The organism is Nonomuraea sp. B12E4 (genome assembly GCF_039871825.1).
In the GTDB taxonomy this organism is placed as follows: domain Bacteria; phylum Actinomycetota; class Actinomycetes; order Streptosporangiales; family Streptosporangiaceae; genus Nonomuraea.
Genome location: NZ_JBDPME010000009.1, coordinates 319,950 through 344,289 on the forward strand (window position 1 = coordinate 319,950; position 24,340 = coordinate 344,289).

A 24,340-nucleotide genomic window follows, 5' to 3' on the forward strand; every position below is an offset into this window, starting at 1 on the left:
CTAGGCTCACCTCGTGATTGCAGAAGAGGTCTGGCTCATTGAACCCTCCGGCCCGCTCCGCGGGGACGTCGAGGTGCGCGGTTCGAAGAACGGCGTGTCCAAGCACATGGTCGCCGCCATGCTCGGCAACGGAGAGAGCAGCATCCACAACGCGCCCGAGGTGGGCGAGGTCGAAATCACCGCCGCCATGTTGCGGGCGCTCGGGATCAACGTGGAGATCTCCCGTACGGAGATCAGGATCGCGCGCGGCAAGGACATCGAGCCGCGGGTGCCGGACGCGTTCACCGGGCTCAACCGCATCCCCATCCTCATGCTGGGGCCGCTGCTGCACCTGGCGGGGGAGGCGTTCGTGCCGCTGGTCGGGGGCGACCCGATCGGGCGGCGGCCGGTGAACTTCCACGTGGAGGCCCTGCGCTCGATGGGCGCCGAGGTCGAGGTCGGCGACACCGGCGTCTTCGCCAAGGCCAACCGGCTCGTCGGCACCCGGATCGAGCTGCCCTATCCGAGTGTGGGTGCCACGGAGACGATCCTCATGTCGGCGGTGCTGGCCGAGGGCAAGACGGTGCTCAAGAACGCCGCCATGGAGCCCGAGGTGGTGGAGCTGGCGCTGTTCCTGCAGCGCATGGGGGCCAGGATCGAGCTCTCGCCCGACCGCAGGATCGTCATCGAGGGCGTCGAGTCGCTGCGCGGCGCCTCCACCTGGCTGACCGGCGACCGCATCGAGGCGTTCTCCTACCTGGCGGCGGGCCTGGTCACCCAGGGCGAGGTACGCGTGCACGGCTGCCCGCAGGACCGCCTGGTCACCGCGATCACCACGCTGGCCAGGATGGGCGCGCGGTTCGACATCAACGACGAGTACCTGTGCGCGACCGCGCCCCCGGAGGGGCTGCGCGCGGCGGCGGTGCAGACCGACACGCACCCCGGGTTCATGACGGACTGGCAGACGCCGCTCATGGTGCTGTTCACGCAGAGCAAGGGCATGTCCGTGCTGCACGAGACGGTCTTCGAGAACCGCCTGGTGTACGTGCCCGCGCTGCAGAAGCTGGGCTGCGAGATCGAGGTGTTCGACCAGTGCCTGGGCGGCCCGGCCTGCCGCTACCACGACAGCAACGCCAGGCACTCGGCCGTGGTGCGCGGCGTGTCCCAGCTCAAGGGCGCCGACGTGACGCTGCCCGACATCAGGGCGGGGTTCTCCGCCGTGCTGGCCGCCGCCGTGGCCGACGGGACGTCCACGCTGCGCGGCGTGCACCATATCGAACGCGGCTACCACCGTCCGTTCGAGCAGTTCGCCTCGCTCGGTCTGAACATCCGCAGGCAACGGTAAAGAGGTCCTAAGCGGGCGTTTGCCGACGATCGGGACGTCGCAGATCATCTTGCGTGACCGTACTCAGATCCGTCGGGGCGCTCGCACTGGCGGGGGCGCTCGGCGGCGTGCTGACGGCGGCACTGGTCGCGCCCCTGGTCAGCGGCGGCGGCCTGGTCGCGAAGAGTGTCGCGAACACCTTCATCGAGCTGCCGCCCGCCCCGCGCGAGGAGCCGCTCGCCCAGGTGACCAGGTTGCTGGACAAGGACGGCCGCCAGTTCGCCCAGTTCTACGAGGCCAACCGGACGAACGTGCCGCTCGCCGCGGTCGCGCCGGTGATGCGCAAGGCGATCGTGGCCATCGAGGACGCCCGCTTCTACGAGCACGGCGGCCTCGACGTCCGGGGCACGTTCCGGGCGCTGCTCACCAACACCCAGGCGGGCGGCATCCGGCAGGGCGGCTCGTCGCTGACGCAGCAGCTCGTCAAGAACATCCTGGTGGAGAGCGCCCGCACCGACGCCGAACGCGACCGGGCCCGCGCCCCGAACCTCGCCCGCAAGTTCACCGAGCTGCGGCTGGCGCTGGCGCTGGAGAAGAAGTACCGCAAGGACGAGATCCTGGAGCGCTACCTGAACATCGCCTACTTCGGCGCCGGAGCGTACGGCGTGGAGGCGGCGGCCAGGCGCTTCTTCTCCACCTCGGCGAGCAAGGTGACGCTGATCCAGGCGGCCACGCTGGCGGGGGCGGTGCGGATGCCGTACTCGACCGATCCCTCGCTCGGCGCCTCGCAGCGGGCGCGCCTGCGCGAGCGGCGCGACCTCGTGCTGGACCGGATGGCCGGGCTCAAGCTCATCACCGAGCAGGAGGCGGCGAGCGCCAAGAGCGCCTCGCTCGGCCTGCGGCTGAGGCCCGAGCCCGGCGGGTGCGAGCAGAGCGAGTTCCCGTTCTTCTGCCTGTACGTGCAGCGCGAGCTCCTGTCGAACCCCGTGTTCGGCAACTCGCCCGCCGAGCGGCGCGCCAGGATGGCCAGGGGCGGGCTGGTGATCAGGACCAGCCTCGACCCGATCGCGCAGCGCGCCGCCGACAAGGCCATCCGCGGCCACGTCGCGCCCGAGGACACCGAGGTGGCCGCCGAGGCCATGGTGGAGCCGGGGACCGGGCGGATCAGGGCGATGGCGGCCAGCAAGCGGTTCGGCCGCAACCGCGGCAACAGCAAGAACGGCCCCAAGACCACCTTCAACCTGCCCGCCGACGTGGCCCACGGCGGCGGCCAGGGATTCCAGGCCGGATCGACGTTCAAGGTGTTCACCCTGGCCACGGCCCTGCAGCAGGGATGGAGGTTCGGCGAGGGCTTCGACACGCCCGGCGCGCTGGTGCCCTCGGCGGGTTACCGCGACTGCACCGGCAAGCCGGTCAACGACCCGGACACACGCATCCTGAACGCCAGCGGTGAGGGCGAGGGCGGCCCGCACAGCATCGAGACCGGCACCTGGAAGTCGGTGAACATCTTCTACATGATGCTGGAGCGCAAGGTCGGGCTCTGCAACGTGGTCCGCACGGCCAAGGCGCTCGGCGTGGTCAGGGCGGACGGGAAGCCGCTGAAGGAGGTGCCCACGTTCACGCTGGGCGTGAACGAGATGGACCCGGTGACGGTGGCGGCGTCGTTCGCGGCGTTCGCGGCCCGCGGGCTCTACTGCCGGCCGCTGGCCATCGTGGAGATCGTCGGCAGGGACGGGCGGCGTACTCAGGTGCCGCCCGCCTGCGAGCAGGCGATCGAGCAGCCGGTCGCGGATGCCGTCAACCACGTGCTGTCCGGGGTGTTCGACAAGGGCACCATGCAGGGGCAGGGCATCGGCCGGCCGGCCGCGGGCAAGACGGGCACCAACAACGGCTACACCTCGGCCTGGTTCGCCGGATACACGCCGGAGCTGGCCGCCGCGGTCAGCGTCGGGGACATCCGGGGCTCCTACCGGTTCCCGCTGCAGGGGGTGCAGATCGGGGACCAGTACTACGGCTCGGTGCAGGGGGCCTCGCTGCCGGGGCCGATCTGGGTGGAGTCGATGGGGCCCGCGCTGCGGCGGGTCGAGGCCACCGGGTTCACGGCGCCGAACATGGCGCGCTTCGGTGGCGGGCACACGCCCGGCCTGGAGGAGGCGCTGGCCGAGCAGGATCGCGGCAATCGCGGGCGCGATGGCGACCATCCGTTCGGGCGTCGCTATCGCCGGCTCTTCGACTGGTTGCTCGGCCGGCGGCCGCTGGAGTCGCGGCTCGGGTGGGAGGAGCAGCGGTACGCGCCTGAGCAGCGGCAGGAGGGGTATCAGCCGCCCCTCTCGGGTGACTGGGGTGAGCGGCCCTCGGGAGGGGGATCCGGTGGTGAACGGCCCTCAGTTGAGCGCCCTCCCGTTGAGCGGCCCCCGGCTGAGCGGCCCAGCGGTGGGCGGTCCTTGGAGGGGCGGCCTTTGGGCGAGCGGCCCGGTGGGCGGCCCTCGGTTGGGCGGCCCAGCGGTGGGCGGACCCTGGGGGAGCGGTCTTCTGGTGGCCGGGCTTCGGGGGAGCGGGCTTCGGGGGAGCGATCCAGGGGCGGGCGGCCGTGGGGTGAGTTGCCGGGCCTGCGGAACTGGCCGCTCGACTGAGTCCTCTTAACCGGCCTTGCCGATGGGGGCGGTGACGGCTCGGGTGAGGGTGATGAGGTTGTCGGGCGCGGTCTCGATCTGCAGGCCGCGCTTCCCGGCCGAGAAGTAGATCGTCTCGAAGCCGAGGGCCGAGGAGTCGACCACCGTCGGCAGTTGCTTGCGCTGGCCGAGGGGGCTGATGCCGCCCACGACGTAACCCGTCACCCGCTCCACCTTGGCGGCGTCGGCCATCGCGGCGCGCTTGCTGCTCAGGGCGCCGGCCAGGGCCTTGAGGTCGAGCTTGCCCGCCACCGGCACCACCGCCACCGCCAGGCCGCTCTCGACCTCGGCCACCAGCGTCTTGAAGATCCGCTCGTACGGGACGCCGAGCGCGTCCGCCGCCTCCTCGCCATATGCCTGGGCGGAGGCGTCATGCTCATACGGATGGAGGGTGAACTCGGCCTTCGCCTTGGTCAGCGCCACGGTGGCCGGGGTGCCCCCGGTCTTGCTCTTCGACTTGCTCACGGGATTCAATTGTAGCGAATCTACAATGTAAAGGCCCGGCCCGGGGTGTACCCGAACGCCCGTCGGAACACGTCGATGAACGCGCTCGCCGAGGCCCACCCGCAGCGGTGGGCGACGGCGGTGACGGGTTCGCCGTCGGCCAGCAGGAGAAGTGCGTGGTGCAGGCGTAGCTGGGTGCGCCACTGGGGGAAGCTCATGCCCAGCTCGCGCCGGCACAGCCTGGCGAGCGTGCGGTCGCTGGTCCCCGCCTGCCTGGCGAGCTGGGCCAGGGTCCTGTTGTCGGCGGGATCCTCGTGCAGGGCGGTGCAGACGGCCGTCAGCCGGGGGTCTTCCGGGGTGGGCAGGTGGAGTTGCTGCTCGGGGGCCCGCTTGAGCTGATCGAGCAGCACCGCCAGCAACCGCCCCCGCTCGTCGCCCCCGACCACACCACTTCCCGCCGCACCCCGGGCGGTCGTGCTGTGTTCCGCTTCACCCAGAGCGGTCGTTTCGTGTCCCGCGGCGCCGTCTTCAGCCGCACCAACTCCGAAGGCGTGGGCGTCCGCTGTGCCGCCTCCGGCCGCGTCGCGTTCAGGCGGGATGCCCGCGGCCGTGTGGCGCCCGTCGAGGTGGGTGCCGTCAGCGGGTTCCGTGCTGGACGCGGGGTGGGCGGGGGTTGTGGGTTCATGGGTGCCGGGGGTCGGGGGTTCACAGTCGCGGGCTGGGGGTTCGGGAGCGGCGGTGTAGGCGGTGATCAGCTCGCGGAGGAGCGGGGCGACCGCGAGGACGGCCGGGCGGTTGAGGCCGAGCGGGTTGTCGGTGAGGCCCACCAGGCGGAGGTCCGTGTCGCCGTGGGCGCGGTGCTCGTGGACGGTTCCGGCCGGGATCCAGATGGCCCGGTTCGCCGGGGCGACCCACACGCCGGCGTCGGTGGTGACCGAGACCACTCCGCGGCAGGCGTACACGATCTGGTGGGTGTCGTGCCGGTGCGCGTCGATGCCGGATCCCCGCGCCAGGGGGCGGCGTCCGGTGGGGGCTTGCGAGATATGGCGGATTTCCGGCATTGGTTGGCATTTTATCGGAAGTAGGCCAGCGATCGCCGGGTAAAGGATCGAGGGCGTGAAAAGAGTCCCCATGCTTTCGGGCGGGCACGCGGCCGTGGATTTCTATCAGGGTGCGGTCCCGGCGCTGGTGCCTTTCCTGGTGGCCGGCCGCGGGTACGGGTACGTCGCCGTCTCCGGCATCGTGCTGGCGGCCACGTTGTCGTCGTCGATCGTGCAGCCGGTGTTCGGCGTGCTGACCGACCGGTGGCGGATGCCGTGGCTGATCCCGTTGAGCATGGTGGTCGCGGGTGCCGGGGTGGCGTTCGGCGGCGTGACGGACTCCTACGTGCTGACCTGGCTGGCGGTGGCGCTGTCCGGGCTGGGCGTGGCGGCATACCATCCCGAGGCCGCGCGGCTGGCCAGGATCGCCAGCGCGGGCAGCCACGTCCGGATGAGCTGGTTCTCGCTGGGCGGCACGCTCGGTTTCGCCATGGCTCCGGTGCTGGTGACGCCGCTGCTGGCGGGGTGGGGTCTCGGGGCGTCGCCGTTCCTGGCGGTGCCGGCGGTGCTGGGGGCGGTGGTGACGCTGCCGGCGATCCTGGCGACGGTCAACGGAGGCCGGGCGGCCGCGGCGGCGTCGGTGTCCGGCCGAGACGACTGGCCGTCGTTCATCCGGCTGACGCTGGTGATCGTGTTCCGCTCGGTCGTGTATGTGGGGCTGAGCGCGTTCGTGGCCCTGTACATGGGGGGCGGGACGGAGGGCGCGGTGGCGCTGTTCGTGTTGTTCGCCGGTAGTGCGGTGGGCACGGTGCTGGGCGGCAGGCTGGCGGCGCGATGGGGGAGGATGCGCACGATGCGCCTGGCGTATGCGCTGTCCGTGCCCGCGGTGGCGGGTGTGGTGCTGGCGCCCGGGCCGATGGCGTTCGTCTTCATCGCGGCCTCCTCACTCACCCTCTACGCCCCGTTCTCGCTGCACGTCACGCTGGGGCAGGACTTCCTGCCGAGCCGGGTGGGGACGGCCGCGGGCGTGACCCTGGGGCTGGCGGTGAGCGCGGGCGGCCTGGCCAGCCCGCTGGTGGGGGCTGTGGCGGAGGCGACGACGTTACGGACGGCGCTTTCGTGCCTGATCGTGTTCCCCGTCCTGGCGTGGCTTCTCTCCCGCACGCTGCACGAACCTGAATGATCTTTTACGGCACAGCACGGGAAGGCGCCCCCCGCCGCCGTCCCGGAGCCCCGTCCGTTCAACGCCCCTCGGGCGCGCGGGTGAGGACCGTGACGTCGCATGCTTGACCGGCGGGACCACCCGGCCTGCCCCACCGCGTCCCGGAGCTCTGCCGGCCGGTGCGGAGTCAGTGGGTGAGGATGGGCGCGGTGGCGTCGTTGTCGCCCTGGGAGGGGTCCAGGCGGGTGGACGTGACGTGTGCGGCGAGTTCGAGCCGGCCCGCCGCGTGGCGTCCGACGCGTACCTTGGCCGAGATCCTGACCGGCCTGCCTGGATGGACGGCGGCGATCGTGCAGGTGGCCCGGCGGTCCGCCGGCACGCAGGTGGCCCCCGTGACGGTGCCCAGGCTGGTGCCGGGCGGCAGGGTGAGCGTGACGGGCACCTGGGCGGCGGCCATGAGGCCGCGCATGGTGACGACGGCGGCGACGGTGGTGGTGGTGCCACGCCGGACGGGCCGGGACGGTCCCGAGGCCCGGATGGACAGCGCGTCGTACACGCCGTGTGGGTCAGCGTGCCGCACGATCGCGCCGTAGCCGGCGACGTTGAGGGTGGTCGCGATGGAGTTGCCCTCGGACTCGCCGTCCTCCTTGCCCGCCGACAGCACGCCCACCAGGTCGTCGGTGCCCCTGATCAGCCATGGGCCGCCGCTGTGCCCCTTGTGCAGGTGGCAGTTGTCGGTCTCCATGCGCCCGGGCGCGGTGGCGTGGGCGGCGAGCGCCGTGTCGTCGGCGGGGGGCCGGGTGGCGGGCCGGGTCCTGGCGAGGCAGAAGAGCTGGTCCTGGCCGTCGTACGGCTTCCTGCCGGACAGGCCGGGGTAGCCCGTGGTGATGACGGAGTGCCGGCCGCCCTCGTTGAGCATGGGGGTGAAGGCGCCGACGGCTTCCTGCAGGGTGACGTCGCGCCGGCCGACCTCGATGAGGGCGATGTCGTAGACGGAGTTCCAGTCGCCGCCGGTCAGGCCCGTGTAGCCGTCGGGTTTCCACACCCGCCGCCCGCCCCACCGCCCGTAGGGCTCGCGTTGCCGGGCGGAGGCCGCCCGCCCGTCGTAGGCGGGGACGAAGGCGATGTCGGTGTGCCACTGGCCGGTCAGCGAGCCTTCGGGCACCCCGTACACGCAGTGGGCGGCGGTCACGACGAGCAGCCGGGTGGCGGAGCGGATGACGGAGGCGCTGCAGGAGTCGCCGGTCCCGGCGGCGTTGACGAAGAACAGCCGCCCGCTGATCCGGCTCAGCGCCGACCGCGTGTAGGGGCGGCGCATGTGCGTGTAGCCGTTGGCGTCGGCGCGGGGGGTCAGCCGCTTGCCCGTGGGCACGCTGTGCCGGTGGGCGACGCCCTGGCCGGATCGCGGGGCGGCGGCGGGGCGCGGCAGGCGTTCCGGCGGGTCGGCGGCCTTGGCCTGCATGGCGGCGGTCCAGTGGCGCACGGCCCGGCGGGGGCGCATCGACGGTGACACCTCGGCCCCCCAGGCCACGTCCGGCACGGCGGCGGGCACCGGCCGGTCGGCGGCGAGCACGGGCCGATCGCCTGCTGCGGGGGCGGCAGGCTGGTGGTGGGCCGAGGCGGTGGCCGCTGGGGGCGGGCCGGGTGTTGTGAGCGTGACGCCGGCCAGCGTCAGCGCGATGACCAAGGTCTTCGGCACGATGCCCCCAAACAGCTCGATTACGTCCGATCACTATAAGTAATCATATGGACGCGAAATGTGTTCGGGTGGGGTTCGTGGTCAGCCGGCGGCGGTGTCCCCGGTCATCCCCGGCGGCAGGATCTCCGCCGTGCTGGCCTCGATGGGTTCGCGGTCGGGCCGCAGCCCGCGCCAGGAGGGGTGGCGCAGCAGGCCGTTGCCGGTGACCTCGGCGTACTGCACCTCGCCGACCACCCGGGGCTCGACCCAGTGGGCGTCGCGGGCGTGCTCGCGCGGCACCGGCACGTCGAACGGCGGGTCGGGGCGCTCCAGCGGCGCCAGCAGCTCGCTCAGATCGCGCAGCATGGCCTGGGTGAACCCGGTGCCCACATGCCCCACGAACAGCAGCCGGCCGCGCGGGTCGTGAGCGCCGATGAGGAGTGAGCCGATCATGCCCGAGCGCCGCCCGCCGCCCGGTTTCCAGCCGCCGACGACGACCTCGACGGCACGCACGTTCTTGACCTTGGTCCATTCGGAGCTGCGCCGGCCCGGCCGGTAGGGGGAGGTCAGGCGCTTGCACACGACGCCTTCGAGCCCGAGCTCCCTGGAGGAGTCGAAGGCCCGCTCGGCCTGGTCGGAGAACCAGACGGGCACCTCCCACCGGTAGCCGGGCGTCAGGGTGGTCTCCAGGGCCTGCCTGCGCTCGGTGTAGGGGCGGGAGACGATGCTGTCGGCGTCGAGGTGGAGCAGGTCGAACGCCATGAACGTGACCGGCACCGCCCGGGTCAGCTCGGCCACGGCCGCCGGGTGGCGCTGGTGCATCCGGGGCTGCAGCGCCTCGAACCTGGGCCGCCCGGCCTCGTCGAAGGCCACGACCTCCCCGTCGATCACGGCGGCGTGCCCGCCGGTGGCGGCGGCCATGAGCTGGAGCTCGGGGTAGGCGGGGGTGATGTCCTTGCCGTTGCGCGACATGAGGCGGACCCTGCCGTCCTCGACGTAGGCCAGCGCGCGTACGCCGTCCCATTTCATCTCCACGGCCCAGCCCGTCCCCTGGACGGAGCTCAGGGTCCCGAGCTGGGCCAGCATCGGCGCGTAGGCCGGCAGCCGCACCATGGTGCAGGCCGTACCCGGTCCGGCTGATCGACAGTGGCGGACCGAGGTCTACAGATGGTCAAGCGCGGTGTCTTCCATCAGCTCGGCCAGGTCGACGCCGTGCTCGCCGAGTTCGTCGACGGAGGCGCAGTAGCCGCGCAGGTAGGTGATGCCGTTGACCCGGTGGGAGACGCGTAGCATCGGGCGATCATCCAGGATGATCGCCTCGACCAGGATGCCCCCCGGGCCCCGCCACTGTCCCATGACAAATCAGAATAAGGGCCCGAACATAATGGACAGATAATCTCAAAGCGTTCGCCAGCTCTAAGGGCGCGACACGCACCTTGGATAAAACGTACTTCAGGTTAGATTTTAGTTACTCAAAGTTTTTCTTGGCATGACGCGTTAGAGGGGCGGCCGGCTCGGGCAATAGGGATGCTCTCAGGCTTTTCCCGGTCGTGGCCGTGCCCCCGTGACGGCCACGGCAGCGTCCCGGCAGGCCCGGTCCGGGGCGATCGGTGGCCGCGGGCGCGGCGTCGGCGAGCGCCGCCCCCGCGGCTGCCAGAAATCCGGCCGCCCGCCCGCCGAAGCCGGGGGCCGCGTACGGAGGCCCGGCCAAGATCCGGCCAAGATCCACCCAGGGATTCGCCCGGGGGTTTCGGTCAGAGACCGGGCGTGTGGTGTCCCGTATACCGGACAGAACCGGATTCGGGGGTCGGACCTCCGTAGACTGTCAGGGTGATTTCCCGTATCGACATGCGCGCTTCCTTGCCTGATGATCTGCGCGACGTGCTGCCGCGCGCCGAGCTCGACGTCGAGGCCGCCCTGGAGAAGGTGCGGACCATCTGCGACGACGTGCGCCATCGTGGGGTGGCGGCCGTACGGGAGCTGACCGCCCGGTTCGACGGCGTCGAGATCGCCACCACCCGCGTCCCCGCCGAGGCCATCGAGAGGTCCCTCGGCGAGCTGGACCCGAAGGTCAGGGCGGCGCTGGAGGAGTCGATCAGGCGGGCCCGGCTGGTCCACCGCGACCAGCGGCGCACCGACGTCACCACCCGGGTGGTGCCCGGCGGCACCGTGACCGAGCGGTGGGTGCCGGTCGACCGGGTGGGCCTCTACGTCCCCGGCGGGCGCGCGGTCTATCCGTCCAGCGTGGTGATGAACGTCGTCCCCGCTCAGGAGGCCGGGGTCGGCTCGCTGGCGGTGACGAGCCCGGCGCAGGCGGCCTTCGACGGGCTGCCGCACCCCACGATCATGGCCGCGTGCGCGCTGCTCGGCGTGGACGAGGTCTACTCGGTGGGCGGGGCGCAGGCGGTGGCCATGTTCGCCTACGGCACCGAGGAGTGCCCGCCCGCCACGATGGTGACCGGGCCCGGCAACATCTGGGTCGCGGCGGCCAAGCGGCTGCTCAAGGGGCGCATCGGCATCGACTCCGAGGCCGGCCCGACCGAGATCGCCATCCTGGCCGACGAGACGGCCGACCCGGTCCACGTGGCCGCCGACCTGATCAGCCAGGCCGAGCACGACGTGATCGCCGCCGCGGTGCTGGTCACCACGAGCGCTGAGCTGGCCGACGCGGTGGAGAAGGAGCTGCCGGGCCAGGTGTCGGCCACCAAGCACTCCGAGCGCATCACCGAGGCGCTGAGCGGCAGGCAGTCGGGCATCGTGCTGGTGGGCTCCATCGGCGACGGCATCAAGGTCGTGGACGCGTACGCGGCCGAGCACCTGGAGATCCACACGGCCGACGCGGCGGCGATAGCCGGAAAAATCCGGAACGCCGGTGCCATCTTCGTCGGCCCGTACGCCCCGGTGTCGCTCGGCGACTACCTCGCGGGCTCCAACCACGTGCTGCCCACGGGCGGCTGCGCCTGCCACTCCAGCGGCCTGTCGGTGCAGTCGTTCCTGCGCGGCATCCACGTCGTCGACTACACCCGCGAGGCGCTCGCGGGCGCGGCGGGGCACGTGTCCGCGCTGGCCGACGCCGAGGACCTGCCCGCCCACGGGGCGGCCATCCGCGCCCGTTTCGACTGGCAAATCCCCACGGAGAACGCGTGACTCTCGACGATCTGCCCATCAGGGACGACCTCCGGGGCAAGTCGCCGTACGGCGCGCCCCAGATCGACGTGCCCGTCCGGCTCAACACCAACGAAAACCCCTACCCGCCCTCGCCCGAGCTGGTCGCCGACCTGGCCGCGGCGATCGGGGCGGAGGCGGGCGAGCTCAACCGCTATCCTGACCGGGACGCCACCGCGCTGCGCGCCGGCCTGGCGGCCTACCTCGGCCACGGCCTGACCACCGAGCAGGTGTGGGCCGCCAACGGCTCCAACGAGGTGCTCCAGCAGATCCTGCAGGCCTTCGGCGGCCACGGCCGCAGCGCCATCGGGTTCGAGCCGTCCTACTCCATGCACCCGATCATCACCAGCGGCACCAACACGGAGTGGATCAAGGCCAGCCGGGAGGAGGACTTCTCGCTCGACCCCGGCAAAGCCGTCGCCGCGATCGAGGAGCACCGGCCCGACATCGTCTTCATCGCCTCCCCGAACAATCCCACGGGCACCGCGCAGCCGCTGGAGACGATCGAGGCGATCCTGGCCGCGGCGCCGGGCATGGTGGTGGTGGACGAGGCCTACGCCGAGTTCGCCCGCACGGGCACCCCGTCGGCGCTCACCCTGCTGCCGCGGCACCCGCGCCTGATCGTCACCCGGACGATGTCCAAGGCGTTCGCCATGGCGGGCACGCGGCTCGGCTACCTGGCCGCCCACCCGGCCGTGGTGGAGGCGCTGCTGCTGGTGCGGCTGCCGTACCACCTGTCGACGCTCACCCAGACGGCGGCGCGGGTGGCGCTGCGGCACCACGCCGAGTTGCTCGGCACCGTGGACGTGCTGCGGCGCGACCGTGACGACATCGTGGCGTGGCTGCGGTCCAGGGGCCTGGTGGTGGCCGACTCCGACGCGAACTTCGTGCTGTTCGGGCGGTTCCCCGACCGGCGCCAGGTGTGGGAGGGGCTGCTGGAGCGCGGGGTGTTGATCCGCGAGGTGGGCCCGCCACAATGGCTACGGGTGTCGATCGGCACCGGCGAGGAGATGGCGGCCTTCCGACGGGCTCTGGAAGGAGTGCTTTGACCGCCGCCCACCCAATGACGCTCCACCGACACGACGAGGAGAACACGATGCCCTGCGACTCCAGCCTCACCAGCGGAGGGATCCTGTGAGCCGGGTAGGCCGCGTCGAGCGCGTGACGAAGGAGACCTCGGTCCTGGTGGAGGTCGGCCTCGACGGCACCGGCCGGGTGGAGGTCGCGACCGGGGTCGGCTTCTTCGACCACATGCTGGCCCAGCTCGGCAAGCACGGGCTGTTCGACCTGACGGTCAAGACCGAGGGCGACCTGCACATCGACGCGCACCACACGATCGAGGACACCGCGCTCGCGCTGGGCGCGGCCTTCCGCGAGGCGTTGGGCGACAAGTCGGGCATCAGGAGGTTCGGGAGCGCGTCGTGCCCGCTGGACGAGTCGCTGGCCCAGGTCACCGTCGACCTGTCCGGCCGCCCCTACCTCGTGCACTCCGAGCCCGAGGGCCTGGCACCGATGATCGGCCCCGACTACGACACGACGATGACGCGCCACATCCTGGAGTCGCTGGTCGCCCAGGCGGCGATCTGCCTGCACGTGCACGTGCCGTACGGGCGTAACGCGCACCACGTCGTGGAGGCCCAGTTCAAGGCGCTGGCCCGGGCGCTGCGCGAGGCGTCGGAGCCCGACCCGCGCGCCACGGGCGTCCCCAGCACCAAGGGGGTGTTGTGACGGACAACCTCCTCGCCGTCGTGATGGTGTTCGTCGGGCTGTTCCTGATCGGCGGCGTGATCTCACTGTTCAAGCAGGGGATCAAGATCGGCGCGGCCGTCTGCGTGGTGGGCGCGGTGATGGCGATCACGGCGGGGGTGTTGTGGTGGTGAGGAAACGCGACGTCGTGGTGCTCGACTACGGCTCGGGCAACCTGCGCTCGGCCGAGCGCGCGCTGGCCAGGGTGGGCGCCGACGTGACGGTGACCGCCGACCTCGACGCCGCCCTGGAGGCCGAGGGGCTGGTCGTGCCGGGGGTGGGCGCGTTCGAGGCGTGCATGAGGGGCCTGCGGGGCGTCCGCGGCGAGCAGGCGATCGGCCGCCGGCTGTCGGGCGGCCGCCCGGTGCTGGGCATCTGCGTCGGCATGCAGATCCTGTTCGCCCGGGGCGTGGAGCACGGCGTGGAGAGCGAGGGCTGCGGCGAGTGGCCGGGCACGGTCGAGCGGCTCGACGCCCCCGTGCTGCCCCACATGGGCTGGAACACGGTCAAGGCGCCGGCCGGCAGCGTCCTGTTCGCCGGGCTCGACGCGGCCACGCGTTTCTACTTCGTGCACTCCTACGGGGTGCGCGAGTGGGAGCTGCGTCCCGGCGAGGGGTTCGCCGAGCCGCTCGTCACCTGGGCCGAGCACGGCGTGCCGTTCGTGGCCGCCGTGGAGAACGGCCCCCTGATGGCCACCCAGTTCCACCCGGAGAAATCCGGGGACGCGGGGGCCGTCCTGCTGAAGAACTGGCTCGAGACCCTGTGAGCGGGCGGCCGATGAGACACGTGAGCCCCTTACTCGCAGGTCCGGCGGCCTCGTGAGCAAGGAGCGGGCGCGGCGCAGGGCCGCGCGGGAGGCGGAGCGCGCACGCGCGATGCGGCTCAACGAGGAGCGGCAGGCACGCCGCGCCCGCCGTCGTGCCCTGCTCGCCCGCCTGGTTCCGCGCCCGGTGCGCTTCTACCGCCAGGGCGGCGTGCTGGCCCGCCGCCATCGCGCCCAGAACGCCGTGGTGGCGCTGGGCTTCCTGCTCGTCCAGGTGGCCACGTGGCTGGTCTGGGGCTCGCTCGCGGTCAGCCTGGCCGTGCTGGTGTTCTCCCTGTTGCTCGCACCCGTTGTGGTGACCCTCGCCTTCGACCGGAGGATCTGAATGTCGCTCGTATTGTTGCCCGCCGTGGACGTGGTCGACGGCCAGGCCGTGCGCCTCGTCCAGGGTGAGGCCGGGACCGAGACCGGTTACGGCGCGCCGCTCGCCGCCGCGCTGGCCTGGCAGGAGGCGGGTGCCGAGTGGATCCATCTGGTCGACCTGGACGCCGCCTTCGGCCGGGGGAGCAACCGGGAGCTGATCGCCGAGGTGATCGGCCGGCTCGACGTCAACGTGGAGCTGTCCGGTGGCATCCGCGACGACGACTCCCTGGCCGCGGCCCTGGCCACCGGCTGCCGCCGGGTCAACATCGGCACCGCCGCGCTGGAGCGGCCCGACTGGTGCCGGAAGATCATCGCCGAGCACGGTGACAAGATCGCGGTCGGGCTCGACGTGCGCGGCACCACGCTGGCCGCTCGCGGCTGGACCGAGGACGCGGGAGACCTGTGGGAGGTGCTCGCCCGCCTGGAGGCCGACGGCTGCCCCCGCTATGTCGTCACCGACGTGACCAAGGACGGCATGCTCAAGGGCCCGAACCTCGACCTCTACCGCCAGATCTGTGCCCGCACCGACCGGCCCGTGGTGGCCAGCGGCGGCGTGTCCACTCTCGACGACCTGGTGGCACTGGCTTCTCTCGTCCCGGACGGGGTGGAGGGGGCCATCGTGGGCAGAGCCCTGTACGCTCACGCGTTCACCTTGGAGAACGCGCTGGCCGCTGTACGCGTGTAACTTCGCCGGGAGGGGGCGGAATGAGCGTGGAGATGGAAAGCACCGGCCTGAGGGTGTTTTCGGGCGGTGTCTGGGAGGAGAAGTACGGCTATGCCCGGGCGGTCGTCGCGGGCGATCGGGTCATCGTGTCCGGCTGCACGGCCACGATCAACGGAGAGGTGCGCCACCTCGGCGACGCCTACCTGCAGAGCCTGACGGCGATCGACATCGCGCTGGAGGCCGTGCTGATGGGCGGCCTGACCTGCGAAGATGTTGTCATGGTCCGCTACTACGTGGTGGATCAGCGGCACTTCGACCTCGTCGGCAAGGCCATCGGCGAGGTCTTCGGCAAAGTACGGCCCGCCTGCACCGGAGTGAGGGTGGCCGGACTGGTCGATCCGAGAATGCTGGTCGAGATCGAAATCGAGGCACTGCGAGCATGACCGTGGCGGTAAGAGTCATTCCCTGTCTCGACGTGGACGCCGGACGCGTGGTCAAGGGCGTCAACTTCGAGAACCTGCGCGACGCGGGCGACCCGGTCGAGCTGGCCAGACGCTACGACGAGGAGGGCGCCGACGAGCTCACCTTCCTCGACATCACCGCGTCCTCGGGAGAGCGCGAGACCATGCTCGACGTGGTGCGCCGGACGGCCGAGCAGGTGTTCATCCCGCTCACGGTCGGCGGCGGCGTGCGCGCGGTCGAGGACGTCAACCGGCTGCTGCGGGCGGGCGCCGACAAGGTGTCGCTCAACACCGCCGCCATCGCCCGGCCGGAGCTGCTCACCGAGGCGTCGCGGCGGTTCGGCGCCCAGTGCGTGGTGCTGTCCGTGGACGCCCGCCGGGCGCCGGGCACCCCGAGCGGGTTCGAGGTGACCACGCACGGCGGCCGGCGCGGCACCGGGATCGACGCGGTGGAGTGGGCGGCACGCGGCGAGGAGCTGGGCGTGGGCGAGATCCTGCTCAACTCGATGGACGGCGACGGCACACTCGACGGTTACGACCTGGAGATGCTGCGCGCGGTCCGGGCGGCCGTGCGGGTGCCGGTGATCGCCAGCGGCGGCGCGGGCCGGCTGGAGGACTTCCCCCCGGCGGTCGCGGCGGGCGCCGACGCGGTCCTGGCGGCCTCGGTGTTCCATTTCGGCACGCTGAAGATCTCCGCGGTCAAGGACACGCTCCGCTCGGCGGGTCACCCGGTTCGCTGAGCCCGCGGGTCAGAACACCCGCAGGTGGTGGAAGAGCTCGAAGGCGGTGTCCTTGGCGGCGAAGGCCGCCGCCTCCGACCGCTTGACCGCCAGATACGCGCTGCGCCGCAGCGGCCCGAGTGCCTCCATGAGGACCTCGTCCGCCTCCAGCGCGTCCAGGGCCTCGTCCAGCGAGGTCGGCAGCCGCGGATACCGGCCCGGGCGGGTGTCCGGGTCGACGTCCACGGGCGCGCCGGGGTCGAGCTTGCGCCGGATGCCGTCCAGGCCCGCGTGGATGACGGCGCCGAGCGACAGGTAGGGGTTCGCCGAGGAGTCGGACGGCTTCAGCTCCAGGTTGGCCTCGCCGCTCTCGCCGAGCGGTGAGCAGACGCGTACCGCGGCCTCGCGGTTGTCGGGGCCGTACACCGTGTAGGCGCCGGCCCACGTGCGCGGCGTGATGCGGCGGAAACTGTTGACGCTGCCGCACGTCAGCGCGGTCAGGGCGGGGAGGTGGGCGATCAGGCCGCCGATGAACCCGTCGCGCGTCTCGCCGTCCTCGCCGAACACGTTGTGCGCCTCCCGCCACAGTGACAGGTGCAGGTGCGCGCCGTTGCCCGCCTGGTCGGCCAGCGGTTTGGGGGCGAGCGTGGCCCACATCTGCATGCGCAGGGCCACCCCGCGCACGGTCTCGCGGTAGAGGACGTGGTTGTCGGCGGCACGCAGCGCGGGCGCGTGCCGGATGGACAGCTCCTGCTGCCCCGGACCCAGCTCGGGGTGGTAGTGCTCGACACGCAGGCCCTGCGTCTCCAGGGCGCGGATGAGCTTGATGGTGTAGTCGTGCGCCGTGTCGAACCCGTTGCCGGCATAGCAGAGCGAGTCGTCGAGCGGCACCAGCCGGTCGTGGCCGCTCGGGTCGGGCAGGCGGCGGCCCAGCGTGAACTCCGGCTCGAACGCCGCCACCAAGGTGTAACCCTCCGTGGCGAGCTCGGCGATCGCGTCCTTGAGGAACGTGCGCGCGCAAGCTCCCCACGGCGAGCCGTCCGGCAGTCGCAGGTCCGACAGCATCGCGGCCGCACCTGGCGCGTGCGGCAGGGGGACGTATGTGGCGGGGTCGGGGACGATGCGTACCTCGCCCACCGGACCCATCTGCTCGACCTCCTGGAGCTGGTCGAGCATGTTCATCGCCATCATGGCCACCGTGTGCCCGATGCCCGTGCTGAGCCGCTCGGCCAGCCGGGACCTGGATGCCGCCTTGCCACGGATCACGCCTCCGTGGTCGGCGTACAGGAAACGGATCAGCTCGATGCCCTCGAGCTCAGCACGCTCGAGGATCCGCCGTGCGTTGGGGTCGAGCTGATGTGACTTGGTCCCGCTCGGGCGATCTCTCATTCTGCCTGCGTAACACGATCTGGCAGCGCGGGGAAGCGTCCAACGCAGACAGAACCGCCGTCAGGTCAGAACCGCGGTGAAGAATGTGGCCAACTGATCCGCTCCCTGAAGGATTCCGTCGAACACCCCGTTCACTGCGGCAGCAGCCTCGGCCGGCTTGGTGAACAGGTAGAAGACCACGAACGCGACAGCCACGTAGGTGATCACCTTCTTGACCTGCATGGGGGGCCTCCTGCAGTCCATTCCCAGCCGTATATACCCGGATCTGGGCGGTCACTGGCATCTTCTGTGAAGATGTTCATGATCCTAACCGGGGGGCTGCTTTCCTATGCCATGGTACGGGCTCTAGATCAGGCGCGAGCGCCTGCCGCGCCGGGTTTTCTGTGAAGGGTGAGCCGCGGGAGCAGCGAGCCGGGCGGCGCCGGCGGCGACGCGGACCGGCGGCGCCGCCATGACCAGCCGGTACGGCCCGAGGCCGGGGTGCCGGGCGATGAGGAGACCACCGGCCGGGCGGGGATCATCGCCGGGGGCGAACAGCAACATGGAAGACGAGGACGGACAAAAAGGCGATTATCGGGCGAGCGGCCCTGCGCGGCCGAGCGGAAGGCCACGCCGGGGGACCCGTCGACGTGGCCGGGCCTACACGCCCAGGAAGGACGCGCGGAGGCGGGCGATCGCGTCCGGGTCGCCGGTGAGCTCCACCCGGGCGTGCTCCTGCCGCCCGAAGCAGAACATCAGCAGTTCGCCCGCCCTGCCGGTGACCTCCACCCGGTTGCCCCCGCGCGGCCCGCCGAGGACCACGCCGCCGCCGAGCCGGTGCAGCACCACGCCCACCGGCGCCCGGCGCAACATCAGCCGGGTCCCCGTGGAGACCCGCTTCCAGATGAGCTGCTCGAAGTCCTCGGGCAGCTCGCGGGGCTCCCACGACGGCTGGGCGCGGCGGACGTCCTCGTGGTGCACGAAGAACTCCAGCGCGTTGACGGCCTCGTCCAGGGCGGGCAGCAGGGAGTAGAGGCCGCCGGGCTCGCGGACGAGACCGACCAGCTCGGGGTAGTGGTGGCGGGCCTTGAGCCGCCGCTGCACGGAAGCGGTGTAGCCGGCCAGCGGTTTGATCGCGATGCCGCCCATCGCGTCCGGCCGGCGCTCCCGCAGCACCAGGTGGGCGGCCAGGTCATAGGTGGTCCAGCCCGTGCAGAGCGTCGGCGCGTCCGGCCCGAGTCGGTCGAAGAGATCGCAGAGCGCGGCGCGTTCGCTACGAGCATGAGTCACATGAGCAACCCTACCGGTGGGAATAACGTGATGATTGACCCTGATTAGGACGTAGGTAGAAATGTCATAGTCGAAGGGAATGTCACCGAGTGGCGAGCAAGGTCACCTCGGCCGTCATGCGCCAAGGGCTTCGCGTCCTTGGGGTGGCCATTCGCACTGAAAGAGCGGTGTTCGCGCTGGCCGTGGTGGCCAGCGCGATCTACGGAGGCATGACCGTCGCCTCCGCGTGGGCGCTCGGCTGGGCCACGGACCATCTCGTGCTGCCGGCCTTCCGGGACGGCGGCGTCGCCTCCGGCGCGTTATGGACCGGGACGTTCCTCATCCTGGGCGCCGCGCTGCTCAAGGCGCTGGGCGTGGCGGGGCGGCGCATCCTGGCGGGCATGATGCAGTTCCGCATGCAGGCCAGGTCGCGCCGGGACGTGACCAAGCAGTACCTGCGGCTGCCGCTGTCGTGGCACCACCGGCACCCGACCGGGCAACTGCTCTCGAACGCCAGTTCCGACGCCGAGGCCGCCTGGGCGCCGCTCGCCCCGCTGCCGATGGCCGTGGGCGTGATCGTCATGCTGGTCACCGCGGCGTTCGCGATGGTGGTCACGGATCTCGTCCTGGCCCTGGTCGCTTTCCTGATTTTTCCGGCTATCGCCGTACTTAATCTGATCTATCAGCGCAAGCTCAGTCCGCTGGCCACCCGCGCCCAGCAACTGCGCGCCGAGGTGAGCGAGATCGCCCACGAGAGCTTCGACGGGGCGCTCGTCGTCAAGACGCTCGGCAGGGAGGAGCTGGAGACCGACCGGTTCCGGCGGCGTGCCCACGAGCTGCGCGACGCCAACATCGCCGTCGGGCGGGTGCGCGGGCTGTTCGACCCGCTGCTGGAGGCGCTGCCCACGCTGGGCGTGCTCGCCGTGCTCGCCGTCGGCGCGATGCGCCTGTCCACCGGCTCGATCGGCTCCGGCGACCTGGTGCAGGTGGCGTACCTGTTCACGCTGCTGGCCTTCCCCATCAGGGCGCTGGGCTGGGTGCTGGCCGAGCTGCCGCGCAGCGTCGTCGGCTGGCAGCGGGTGCAGGCCGTGCTGGAGGCGAGCGGCTCGATGTCGTACGGCACCGCCGTCGCCCCCTCCTCCGGCCCCGCCCGGCTCGAGGTCGACGGCGTCTCCTACGCCCACGGCGAGACCGAGGTGCTGCACGAGATCACCTTCGACGTGCCCGCCGGCCGGACCGTCGCCCTGGTCGGGCCCACCGGCTCGGGCAAGTCCACGCTCGTGCAACTGCTCGGCCGGCTGGTGGACCCCGGCTCCGGCCAGGTGCTGCTCGACGGCGTGGACCTGCGCGAGCTGGCCTACGGCGGCGTGGCGGAGTCGGTGGCGCTGGTGCCGCAGCAGACGTTCCTGTTCGACGACAGCGTGCACGGCAACGTCGCGCTCGGCCTCGACGTCGGCGACGGGGACGTGTGGGCGGCGCTGCGCCTGGCACAGGCCGAGGGCTTCGTCGGGCGCCTCTCGGGCGGGCTCGACACACGGGTCGGCGAGCGCGGCGCGACCCTGTCCGGCGGCCAGCGCCAGCGCCTCGCGCTGGCCCGCGCACTCGTACGCCGGCCGCGCCTGCTCATCCTCGACGACGCCACCTCCAGCGTGGACCCGCAGGTCGAGGCCAAGATCCTGTACGGCCTGCGGGACGCGGCCGAGGCCTCCACCGTCGTGGTCGTGGCCTACCGGATGGCCACGATCGCCCTGGCCGACGAGGTCGTCTACCTCGACCGCGGCCGGGTCGTGGACCGCGGGCCGCACGCGGAGCTGCTCGGTCGCTGTGAGGGCTACCGCAACCTGGTGACCGCCTACGAGCGGGAGGAAGCCGAGCGCGCCGCGATCGACGTCCCGGTGGAGGAGCTCCCGACAGAGGAAGAAGAGGTCAGGGCATGACCGCGCAGGGCATCCAGGGCAACATCGAACGTTCCGCGCTGGCCACGATCCGCCAGGGACTGTCGATCACGCCCGAGTTCCGCAGGGGCCTGGCGGGCACGATGGCGCTGGCCGTGATCGCCACCCTGGGCAAGATCGTCGTGCCGATCGCGGTCCAGCAGACCATCGACACGGGGCTGAAGAACGGCACGCCGGACCTGCCGTACATCACCAGCGCCGTCCTGGTCTGCGCGGCGGCGGTGGTGCTGACGGCACTCGCCGGATACGTCATGAACGTCCGCCTCTACAAGGCGACCGAGTCCTCGCTCGCCACTCTGCGCGTGCGCGGCTTCCGGCACGTACACGACCTGTCCGTGCTCACCCAGAACAGCGAGCGCCGCGGCGCCCTGGTCTCGCGCGTCACCAACGACATCGACCAGATCAGCACGTTCATGCAGTGGGGCGGGCTGATGATCATCGTGGCGCTCGGCCAGCTCCTCGTGGCGACCGTGCTCATGCTCGTCTACTCCTGGCAGCTCACGCTGCTGGTCTGGGGCTGCTTCATCCCGCTGATCATCGCGCTGCCACGGTTCCAGCGGCTGCTGTCGCGGGCGTACACGATCGTGCGCGAGCGCACCGGCGACATGCTGGCCGCCGTCAGCGAGTCGGTCGTCGGCGCGGCCGTCATCAGGGCGTACGCCTCCGAGCAGCGCACCGGCGACCGCATCGACAAGGCCGTGAACGCCAACCGGAGCGCCCAGATCCGGGCCCAGACGATCGTGGGCTTCGTCTTCCCTCTGACCGAGCTGGTGGCCGCCCTGGCCATCGCCGGGATCGTGCTGCTCGGCGTGCGGCTGGGCCTGTCGGGTGACATCACGCAGGGGCAGCTCGTGGCGTTCCTGTTCCTGGTCACGCTGTTCATCTCGCCGCTGCAGATGGCCACAGAAGTGCTGAACGAGGCCCAGAACGCCGTGGCCGGCTGGCGCCGCATCCTCGGTGTGCTCGACACGCCGCCCGACGTGGCCGACCCCGGCGACGAGGGCAAGAACCTGCCCCGCGGCCCCATCTCCGTCGCCTTCGAGGACGTGCACTTCGCCTACCCCGGTGGCGAGCCCGTGCTGCGCGACCTCTCGCTGGAGATCCCGCCGCGCTCCCGCGTGGCCGTGGTGGGGGAGACCGGCTCGGGCAAGACCACGTTCGCCAAACTCCTGACGAGGTTGATGGACCCCGCCTCTGGACGGGTCACCGTGGACGGCCATGACCTGCGCGGCGTCCGCTTCTCCTCCCTGCGCGAGCGCATCGTCATGGTGCCGCAGGACGGCTTCCTGTTCGACGGGACGCTGGCCGCGAACATCCGCTACGGCAAGCCGGCGGCCACCGACGACGAGATCGAGCTGGCCATGACCGAGCTGGGCCTGGCCGACTGGCTCGAAGCCCTGCCCGCCGGGCTGGACACGCCCGTCGGGCAGCGCGGCGAGTCGCTGTCGGCGGGCGAGCGCCAGCTCGTCGCCCTGGCCCGCGCCTACCTCGCCGACCCCGACCTGCTGCTGCTGGACGAGGCCACCTCGGCGGTGGACCCGGCCACGGAGGTACGGCTGGCGCGCGCCCTGGAAGGCGTCACCCGCGGCCGCACCGCCATCTCGATCGCGCACCGCCTGTCCACGGCCGAGAACGCCGACGAGGTCCTCGTCTTCGACGCGGGCCGCCTGGTGCAGCGCGGCCCGCACGCGGTGCTGGTCCGGGAGCCCGGCGTGTACGCGGACCTGCACGCCTCCTGGGTCTCGGCGGCGCACTCCTAGCCCCGGGGGCGCGCTATCCGCTCACCGCGGCGAAGGTCACGGTCGTGCCGCCCGGCCCGGACACGATCGTGATCTGGTCGCACAGCATGCGGGCCAGCCACAGGCCCCGCCCGCGGAACTCGTACCCCGCGGGCGGGCCCAGACCGCTCATCCACCCGGGCGGCAGCCCCGGCCCCTGGTCGGCGACCTCGCACCACAACCGCCCGTCGTACGACCACAGCCGCAACCGCCCGTGCCCGCCGCCGTGCACCACCGCGTTGGTGGTGATCTCGTTGACCGCCAGCACGAAGTCCTCCAGGTGCCGGCCGGACAACCCCTCATAGGCGGCGTGCTCGGCGACCGCCCGGCGCAGGACCGTGATCCGCCCCCGGGCGAAGCTCGCGCAGAGCACCTGTCTACACATCGCCCACCCGGCGCACGGCGATGAACTCGTCGGCCCTGATCAGGCGCAGCACCCGGGCGACGGTGTCGCGGCAGACCATCACCGTGGAGTCGCGGGGCCTGGCCATGGCCGTGACGGTCAGCAACTGCGCGGAGCCGGCGTCGATGAAGTCGAGCTCGGTGGCGTCGATCACGACCTCGGCGGGCTCCTTCTCCAGCCGCGCCAGCACCGAGGCGAACGCCGGCCGGTTGGTCAGGTCGATGTCCCCCCAGAGCCGCAGTCCACCCGGGGAGCAGGTGTTGGCGAAGCGCAGCAGCGCCTGCTCCGGCGTGATCGGGTGCACGGAGGAGGCCTGGTCGATGGCCTCGCGCGGGAACAGGTTGCGGTCGTACTGGCACACGGCCGCCAGCCAGCGCTCGCCGAACAGCTCGTTGGCGGCCGCCTCGAACGCCGCCTGGCCCGGCACGTCCCGTACTCCCCAGGACGCGTCGATCAGGGCGTACACACCGTGCTGCCCGTGTTTGCGGGCCCGCTCGCGGGCCGCGCCCAGCCCGCCGAGGACCCGCTCCGGATCGAGGCAGCCGTTGGTGAAGTGGGTGTCGGAGCATGCCAGGATCTCCACCTGCCCCGCGGACTCCGCGTCGGCGAACCCCGGCACCAGCGGCGCCAGCCAGTCACGCGTCCGCTCGGGGCTGTCGGCGTGCGTGACGATCACCACTTTGGTCCGGCGGCGGAGCCCGTTCATCGTGAACGCGCTCGTGGCGGTCATCCGCTCCCGCTCGCCCTCGAACGGCAGGCAGACGTGATCCCCCAGATCGGGGTCGAGGACGGAGCCCGCGACGTGCACCACGATGGTGTCCTCCCCTGGCAGGCGTCGCCCCCGAAACTACTCCGGTACGCGCCATCACGTAGCGCATTCTTGGCAAAACCCATCGTGACGCGATGCTGACCGGTGTACCTTTTCGGCGGGGTCGCCCACCGGAGGGGTAATGAGGAGCATGGGCGTGGATGTGCTGGAGATGACGCGACGCCGACACGGCGAGCTCGTGGTGGTCAGCCTGGCGGGCGAGGTGGACCTGGACAACGTGTCCCAGGTCCGCAGGTGCCTCGACGAGGCGGTGGAGACCCACGGCCCCCGGCTGGTGGTCGACCTGACGGCGTTGACCTTCATCGACACGACGGGCCTCGGGGTGCTGGTGCGCGTGCTGGCCACGCTGCGGGACAGGGACGGGACCATGGCCCTGGTGGCGCCCGGCGGCCAGGTCCTGCGCCGCCTGCGCCGGACGAACCTGGCTCCGCTGTTCCCCATCTACGACACGCTCTCCCAGGCCCTGGACTGACCGCGCGTGCGGTGGCGGGGGCGGCC

General features: G+C 71.7%; 26 protein-coding genes. 15 read left to right on the plus strand and 11 right to left on the minus strand.

The annotated features are described in order from the left end of the window. Positions 1-13 precede the first annotated feature (13 nt). Entirely contained in the window at positions 14-1,324 is a 1,311-nt protein-coding gene (murA, locus tag ABGB18_RS22660) for a UDP-N-acetylglucosamine 1-carboxyvinyltransferase (RefSeq protein ID WP_347697552.1), read from the plus strand. 53 nt (positions 1,325-1,377) lie between these two features. Beyond that, the gene (locus tag ABGB18_RS22665) at positions 1,378-3,936 is read left to right on the plus strand and encodes a transglycosylase domain-containing protein (protein ID WP_347697553.1); all 2,559 of its coding nucleotides are present in this window, start codon (positions 1,378-1,380) and stop codon (positions 3,934-3,936) included. 6 nt (positions 3,937-3,942) lie between these two features. Here the strand turns inward: ABGB18_RS22665 and ybaK are convergent, their stop codons facing one another. Further along, on the minus strand, positions 3,943-4,440 hold the full coding sequence (ybaK, locus tag ABGB18_RS22670) for a Cys-tRNA(Pro) deacylase (RefSeq protein WP_347697554.1): 498 nt from the start codon (positions 4,438-4,440) through the stop codon (positions 3,943-3,945). Between the two features lie 20 nt (positions 4,441-4,460). After that, complete coding sequence (locus tag ABGB18_RS22675; protein ID WP_347697555.1) at positions 4,461-5,480, minus strand: helix-turn-helix transcriptional regulator; 1,020 nt, start codon at positions 5,478-5,480, stop codon at positions 4,461-4,463. 55 nt (positions 5,481-5,535) lie between these two features. Between ABGB18_RS22675 and ABGB18_RS22680 the strand changes: the two genes are divergently transcribed. After that, positions 5,536-6,642 (plus strand): MFS transporter, encoded by a 1,107-nt coding sequence (locus ABGB18_RS22680; RefSeq protein WP_347697556.1) that lies wholly within the window; start codon positions 5,536-5,538, stop codon positions 6,640-6,642. A gap of 166 nt (positions 6,643-6,808) precedes the next feature. Here ABGB18_RS22680 and ABGB18_RS22685 read toward each other — a convergent pair whose 3' ends face one another. The 3 genes from ABGB18_RS22685 to ABGB18_RS22695 form a co-directional block, all read right to left on the minus strand. Next, positions 6,809-8,320, minus strand: a complete 1,512-nt coding sequence (locus ABGB18_RS22685) for a trypsin-like serine protease (RefSeq protein WP_347697557.1) — start codon at positions 8,318-8,320, stop codon at positions 6,809-6,811. A gap of 81 nt (positions 8,321-8,401) precedes the next feature. Next, positions 8,402-9,412, minus strand: a complete 1,011-nt coding sequence (ligD, locus tag ABGB18_RS22690) for a non-homologous end-joining DNA ligase (RefSeq protein ID WP_347697558.1) — start codon at positions 9,410-9,412, stop codon at positions 8,402-8,404. A gap of 48 nt (positions 9,413-9,460) precedes the next feature. Continuing rightward, positions 9,461-9,655, minus strand: a complete 195-nt coding sequence (locus ABGB18_RS22695) for a hypothetical protein (RefSeq protein WP_347697559.1) — start codon at positions 9,653-9,655, stop codon at positions 9,461-9,463. Between the two features lie 474 nt (positions 9,656-10,129). Here ABGB18_RS22695 and hisD point away from each other — a divergent pair, with 474 nt between their 5' ends. The 9 genes from hisD (at position 10,130) to hisF (ending at position 16,261) form a co-directional block, all read left to right on the plus strand. Further along, positions 10,130-11,446, plus strand: a complete 1,317-nt coding sequence (gene hisD / locus ABGB18_RS22700; protein WP_347697560.1) for a histidinol dehydrogenase — start codon at positions 10,130-10,132, stop codon at positions 11,444-11,446. Beyond that, complete coding sequence (locus ABGB18_RS22705; protein WP_347697561.1) at positions 11,443-12,513, plus strand: histidinol-phosphate transaminase; 1,071 nt, start codon at positions 11,443-11,445, stop codon at positions 12,511-12,513. Before hisD ends, ABGB18_RS22705 begins: the two co-directional genes overlap by 4 nt. Positions 12,514-12,598: 85 nt before the next feature. Next, the gene (hisB, locus tag ABGB18_RS22710) at positions 12,599-13,192 is read left to right on the plus strand and encodes an imidazoleglycerol-phosphate dehydratase HisB (protein ID WP_090930701.1); all 594 of its coding nucleotides are present in this window, start codon (positions 12,599-12,601) and stop codon (positions 13,190-13,192) included. Then, positions 13,189-13,344 carry a hypothetical protein gene (locus ABGB18_RS22715; protein WP_347697562.1) on the plus strand — a complete coding sequence of 52 codons (156 nt, stop codon included), beginning with the start codon at positions 13,189-13,191 and terminating at the stop codon, positions 13,342-13,344. The genes hisB and ABGB18_RS22715 overlap by 4 nt, the downstream gene beginning before the upstream one ends. Then, positions 13,338-13,976, plus strand: coding sequence for an imidazole glycerol phosphate synthase subunit HisH (gene hisH / locus ABGB18_RS22720; protein WP_347697563.1), 639 nt, complete (start codon positions 13,338-13,340; stop codon positions 13,974-13,976). Before ABGB18_RS22715 ends, hisH begins: the two co-directional genes overlap by 7 nt. 52 nt (positions 13,977-14,028) lie before the next feature. Beyond that, a complete protein-coding gene (locus tag ABGB18_RS22725; protein WP_347697564.1) occupies positions 14,029-14,358 on the plus strand; it encodes a hypothetical protein in 330 nt (109 codons plus the stop codon). Next, positions 14,359-15,081, plus strand: coding sequence for a bifunctional 1-(5-phosphoribosyl)-5-((5-phosphoribosylamino)methylideneamino)imidazole-4-carboxamide isomerase/phosphoribosylanthranilate isomerase PriA (gene priA / locus ABGB18_RS22730; protein WP_347697565.1), 723 nt, complete (start codon positions 14,359-14,361; stop codon positions 15,079-15,081). Positions 15,082-15,113: 32 nt separating this feature from the next. After that, positions 15,114-15,503 (plus strand): Rid family hydrolase, encoded by a 390-nt coding sequence (locus ABGB18_RS22735; RefSeq protein WP_347697566.1) that lies wholly within the window; start codon positions 15,114-15,116, stop codon positions 15,501-15,503. Then, entirely contained in the window at positions 15,500-16,261 is a 762-nt protein-coding gene (gene hisF / locus ABGB18_RS22740; protein WP_347697567.1) for an imidazole glycerol phosphate synthase subunit HisF, read from the plus strand. The genes ABGB18_RS22735 and hisF overlap by 4 nt, the downstream gene beginning before the upstream one ends. A gap of 9 nt (positions 16,262-16,270) precedes the next feature. Here hisF and ABGB18_RS22745 read toward each other — a convergent pair whose 3' ends face one another. The 4 genes from ABGB18_RS22745 to ABGB18_RS22760 form a co-directional block, all read right to left on the minus strand. Then, complete coding sequence (locus ABGB18_RS22745; protein ID WP_347697568.1) at positions 16,271-17,629, minus strand: glutamine synthetase family protein; 1,359 nt, start codon at positions 17,627-17,629, stop codon at positions 16,271-16,273. A 60-nt stretch (positions 17,630-17,689) separates the two neighbouring features. Further along, positions 17,690-17,851 (minus strand): hypothetical protein, encoded by a 162-nt coding sequence (locus ABGB18_RS22750; RefSeq protein ID WP_176993118.1) that lies wholly within the window; start codon positions 17,849-17,851, stop codon positions 17,690-17,692. A gap of 123 nt (positions 17,852-17,974) precedes the next feature. Continuing rightward, complete coding sequence (locus ABGB18_RS22755; RefSeq protein ID WP_347697569.1) at positions 17,975-18,172, minus strand: hypothetical protein; 198 nt, start codon at positions 18,170-18,172, stop codon at positions 17,975-17,977. Positions 18,173-18,268: 96 nt separating this feature from the next. After that, entirely contained in the window at positions 18,269-18,898 is a 630-nt protein-coding gene (locus ABGB18_RS22760) for a TIGR03085 family metal-binding protein (protein ID WP_347697570.1), read from the minus strand. A gap of 116 nt (positions 18,899-19,014) precedes the next feature. Here ABGB18_RS22760 and ABGB18_RS22765 point away from each other — a divergent pair, with 116 nt between their 5' ends. After that, positions 19,015-20,814, plus strand: coding sequence for an ABC transporter ATP-binding protein (locus ABGB18_RS22765; protein WP_347697592.1), 1,800 nt, complete (start codon positions 19,015-19,017; stop codon positions 20,812-20,814). After that, entirely contained in the window at positions 20,811-22,592 is a 1,782-nt protein-coding gene (locus ABGB18_RS22770) for an ABC transporter ATP-binding protein (protein ID WP_347697571.1), read from the plus strand. The genes ABGB18_RS22765 and ABGB18_RS22770 overlap by 4 nt, the downstream gene beginning before the upstream one ends. Positions 22,593-22,605: 13 nt before the next feature. Here the strand turns inward: ABGB18_RS22770 and ABGB18_RS22775 are convergent, their stop codons facing one another. Both ABGB18_RS22775 and ABGB18_RS22780 read right to left on the minus strand, forming a co-directional pair. Further along, positions 22,606-22,995, minus strand: a complete 390-nt coding sequence (locus ABGB18_RS22775; RefSeq protein WP_347697572.1) for an ATP-binding protein — start codon at positions 22,993-22,995, stop codon at positions 22,606-22,608. Beyond that, positions 22,988-23,824 carry an MEDS domain-containing protein gene (locus tag ABGB18_RS22780; protein ID WP_347697573.1) on the minus strand — a complete coding sequence of 279 codons (837 nt, stop codon included), beginning with the start codon at positions 23,822-23,824 and terminating at the stop codon, positions 22,988-22,990. Before ABGB18_RS22780 ends, ABGB18_RS22775 begins: the two co-directional genes overlap by 8 nt. 154 nt (positions 23,825-23,978) lie before the next feature. Between ABGB18_RS22780 and ABGB18_RS22785 the strand changes: the two genes are divergently transcribed. Next, positions 23,979-24,314: an STAS domain-containing protein gene (locus ABGB18_RS22785; protein ID WP_347697574.1), complete on the plus strand. Its 336-nt coding sequence runs from the start codon at positions 23,979-23,981 to the stop codon at positions 24,312-24,314. The last annotated feature ends 26 nt before the right edge of the window (positions 24,315-24,340 follow it).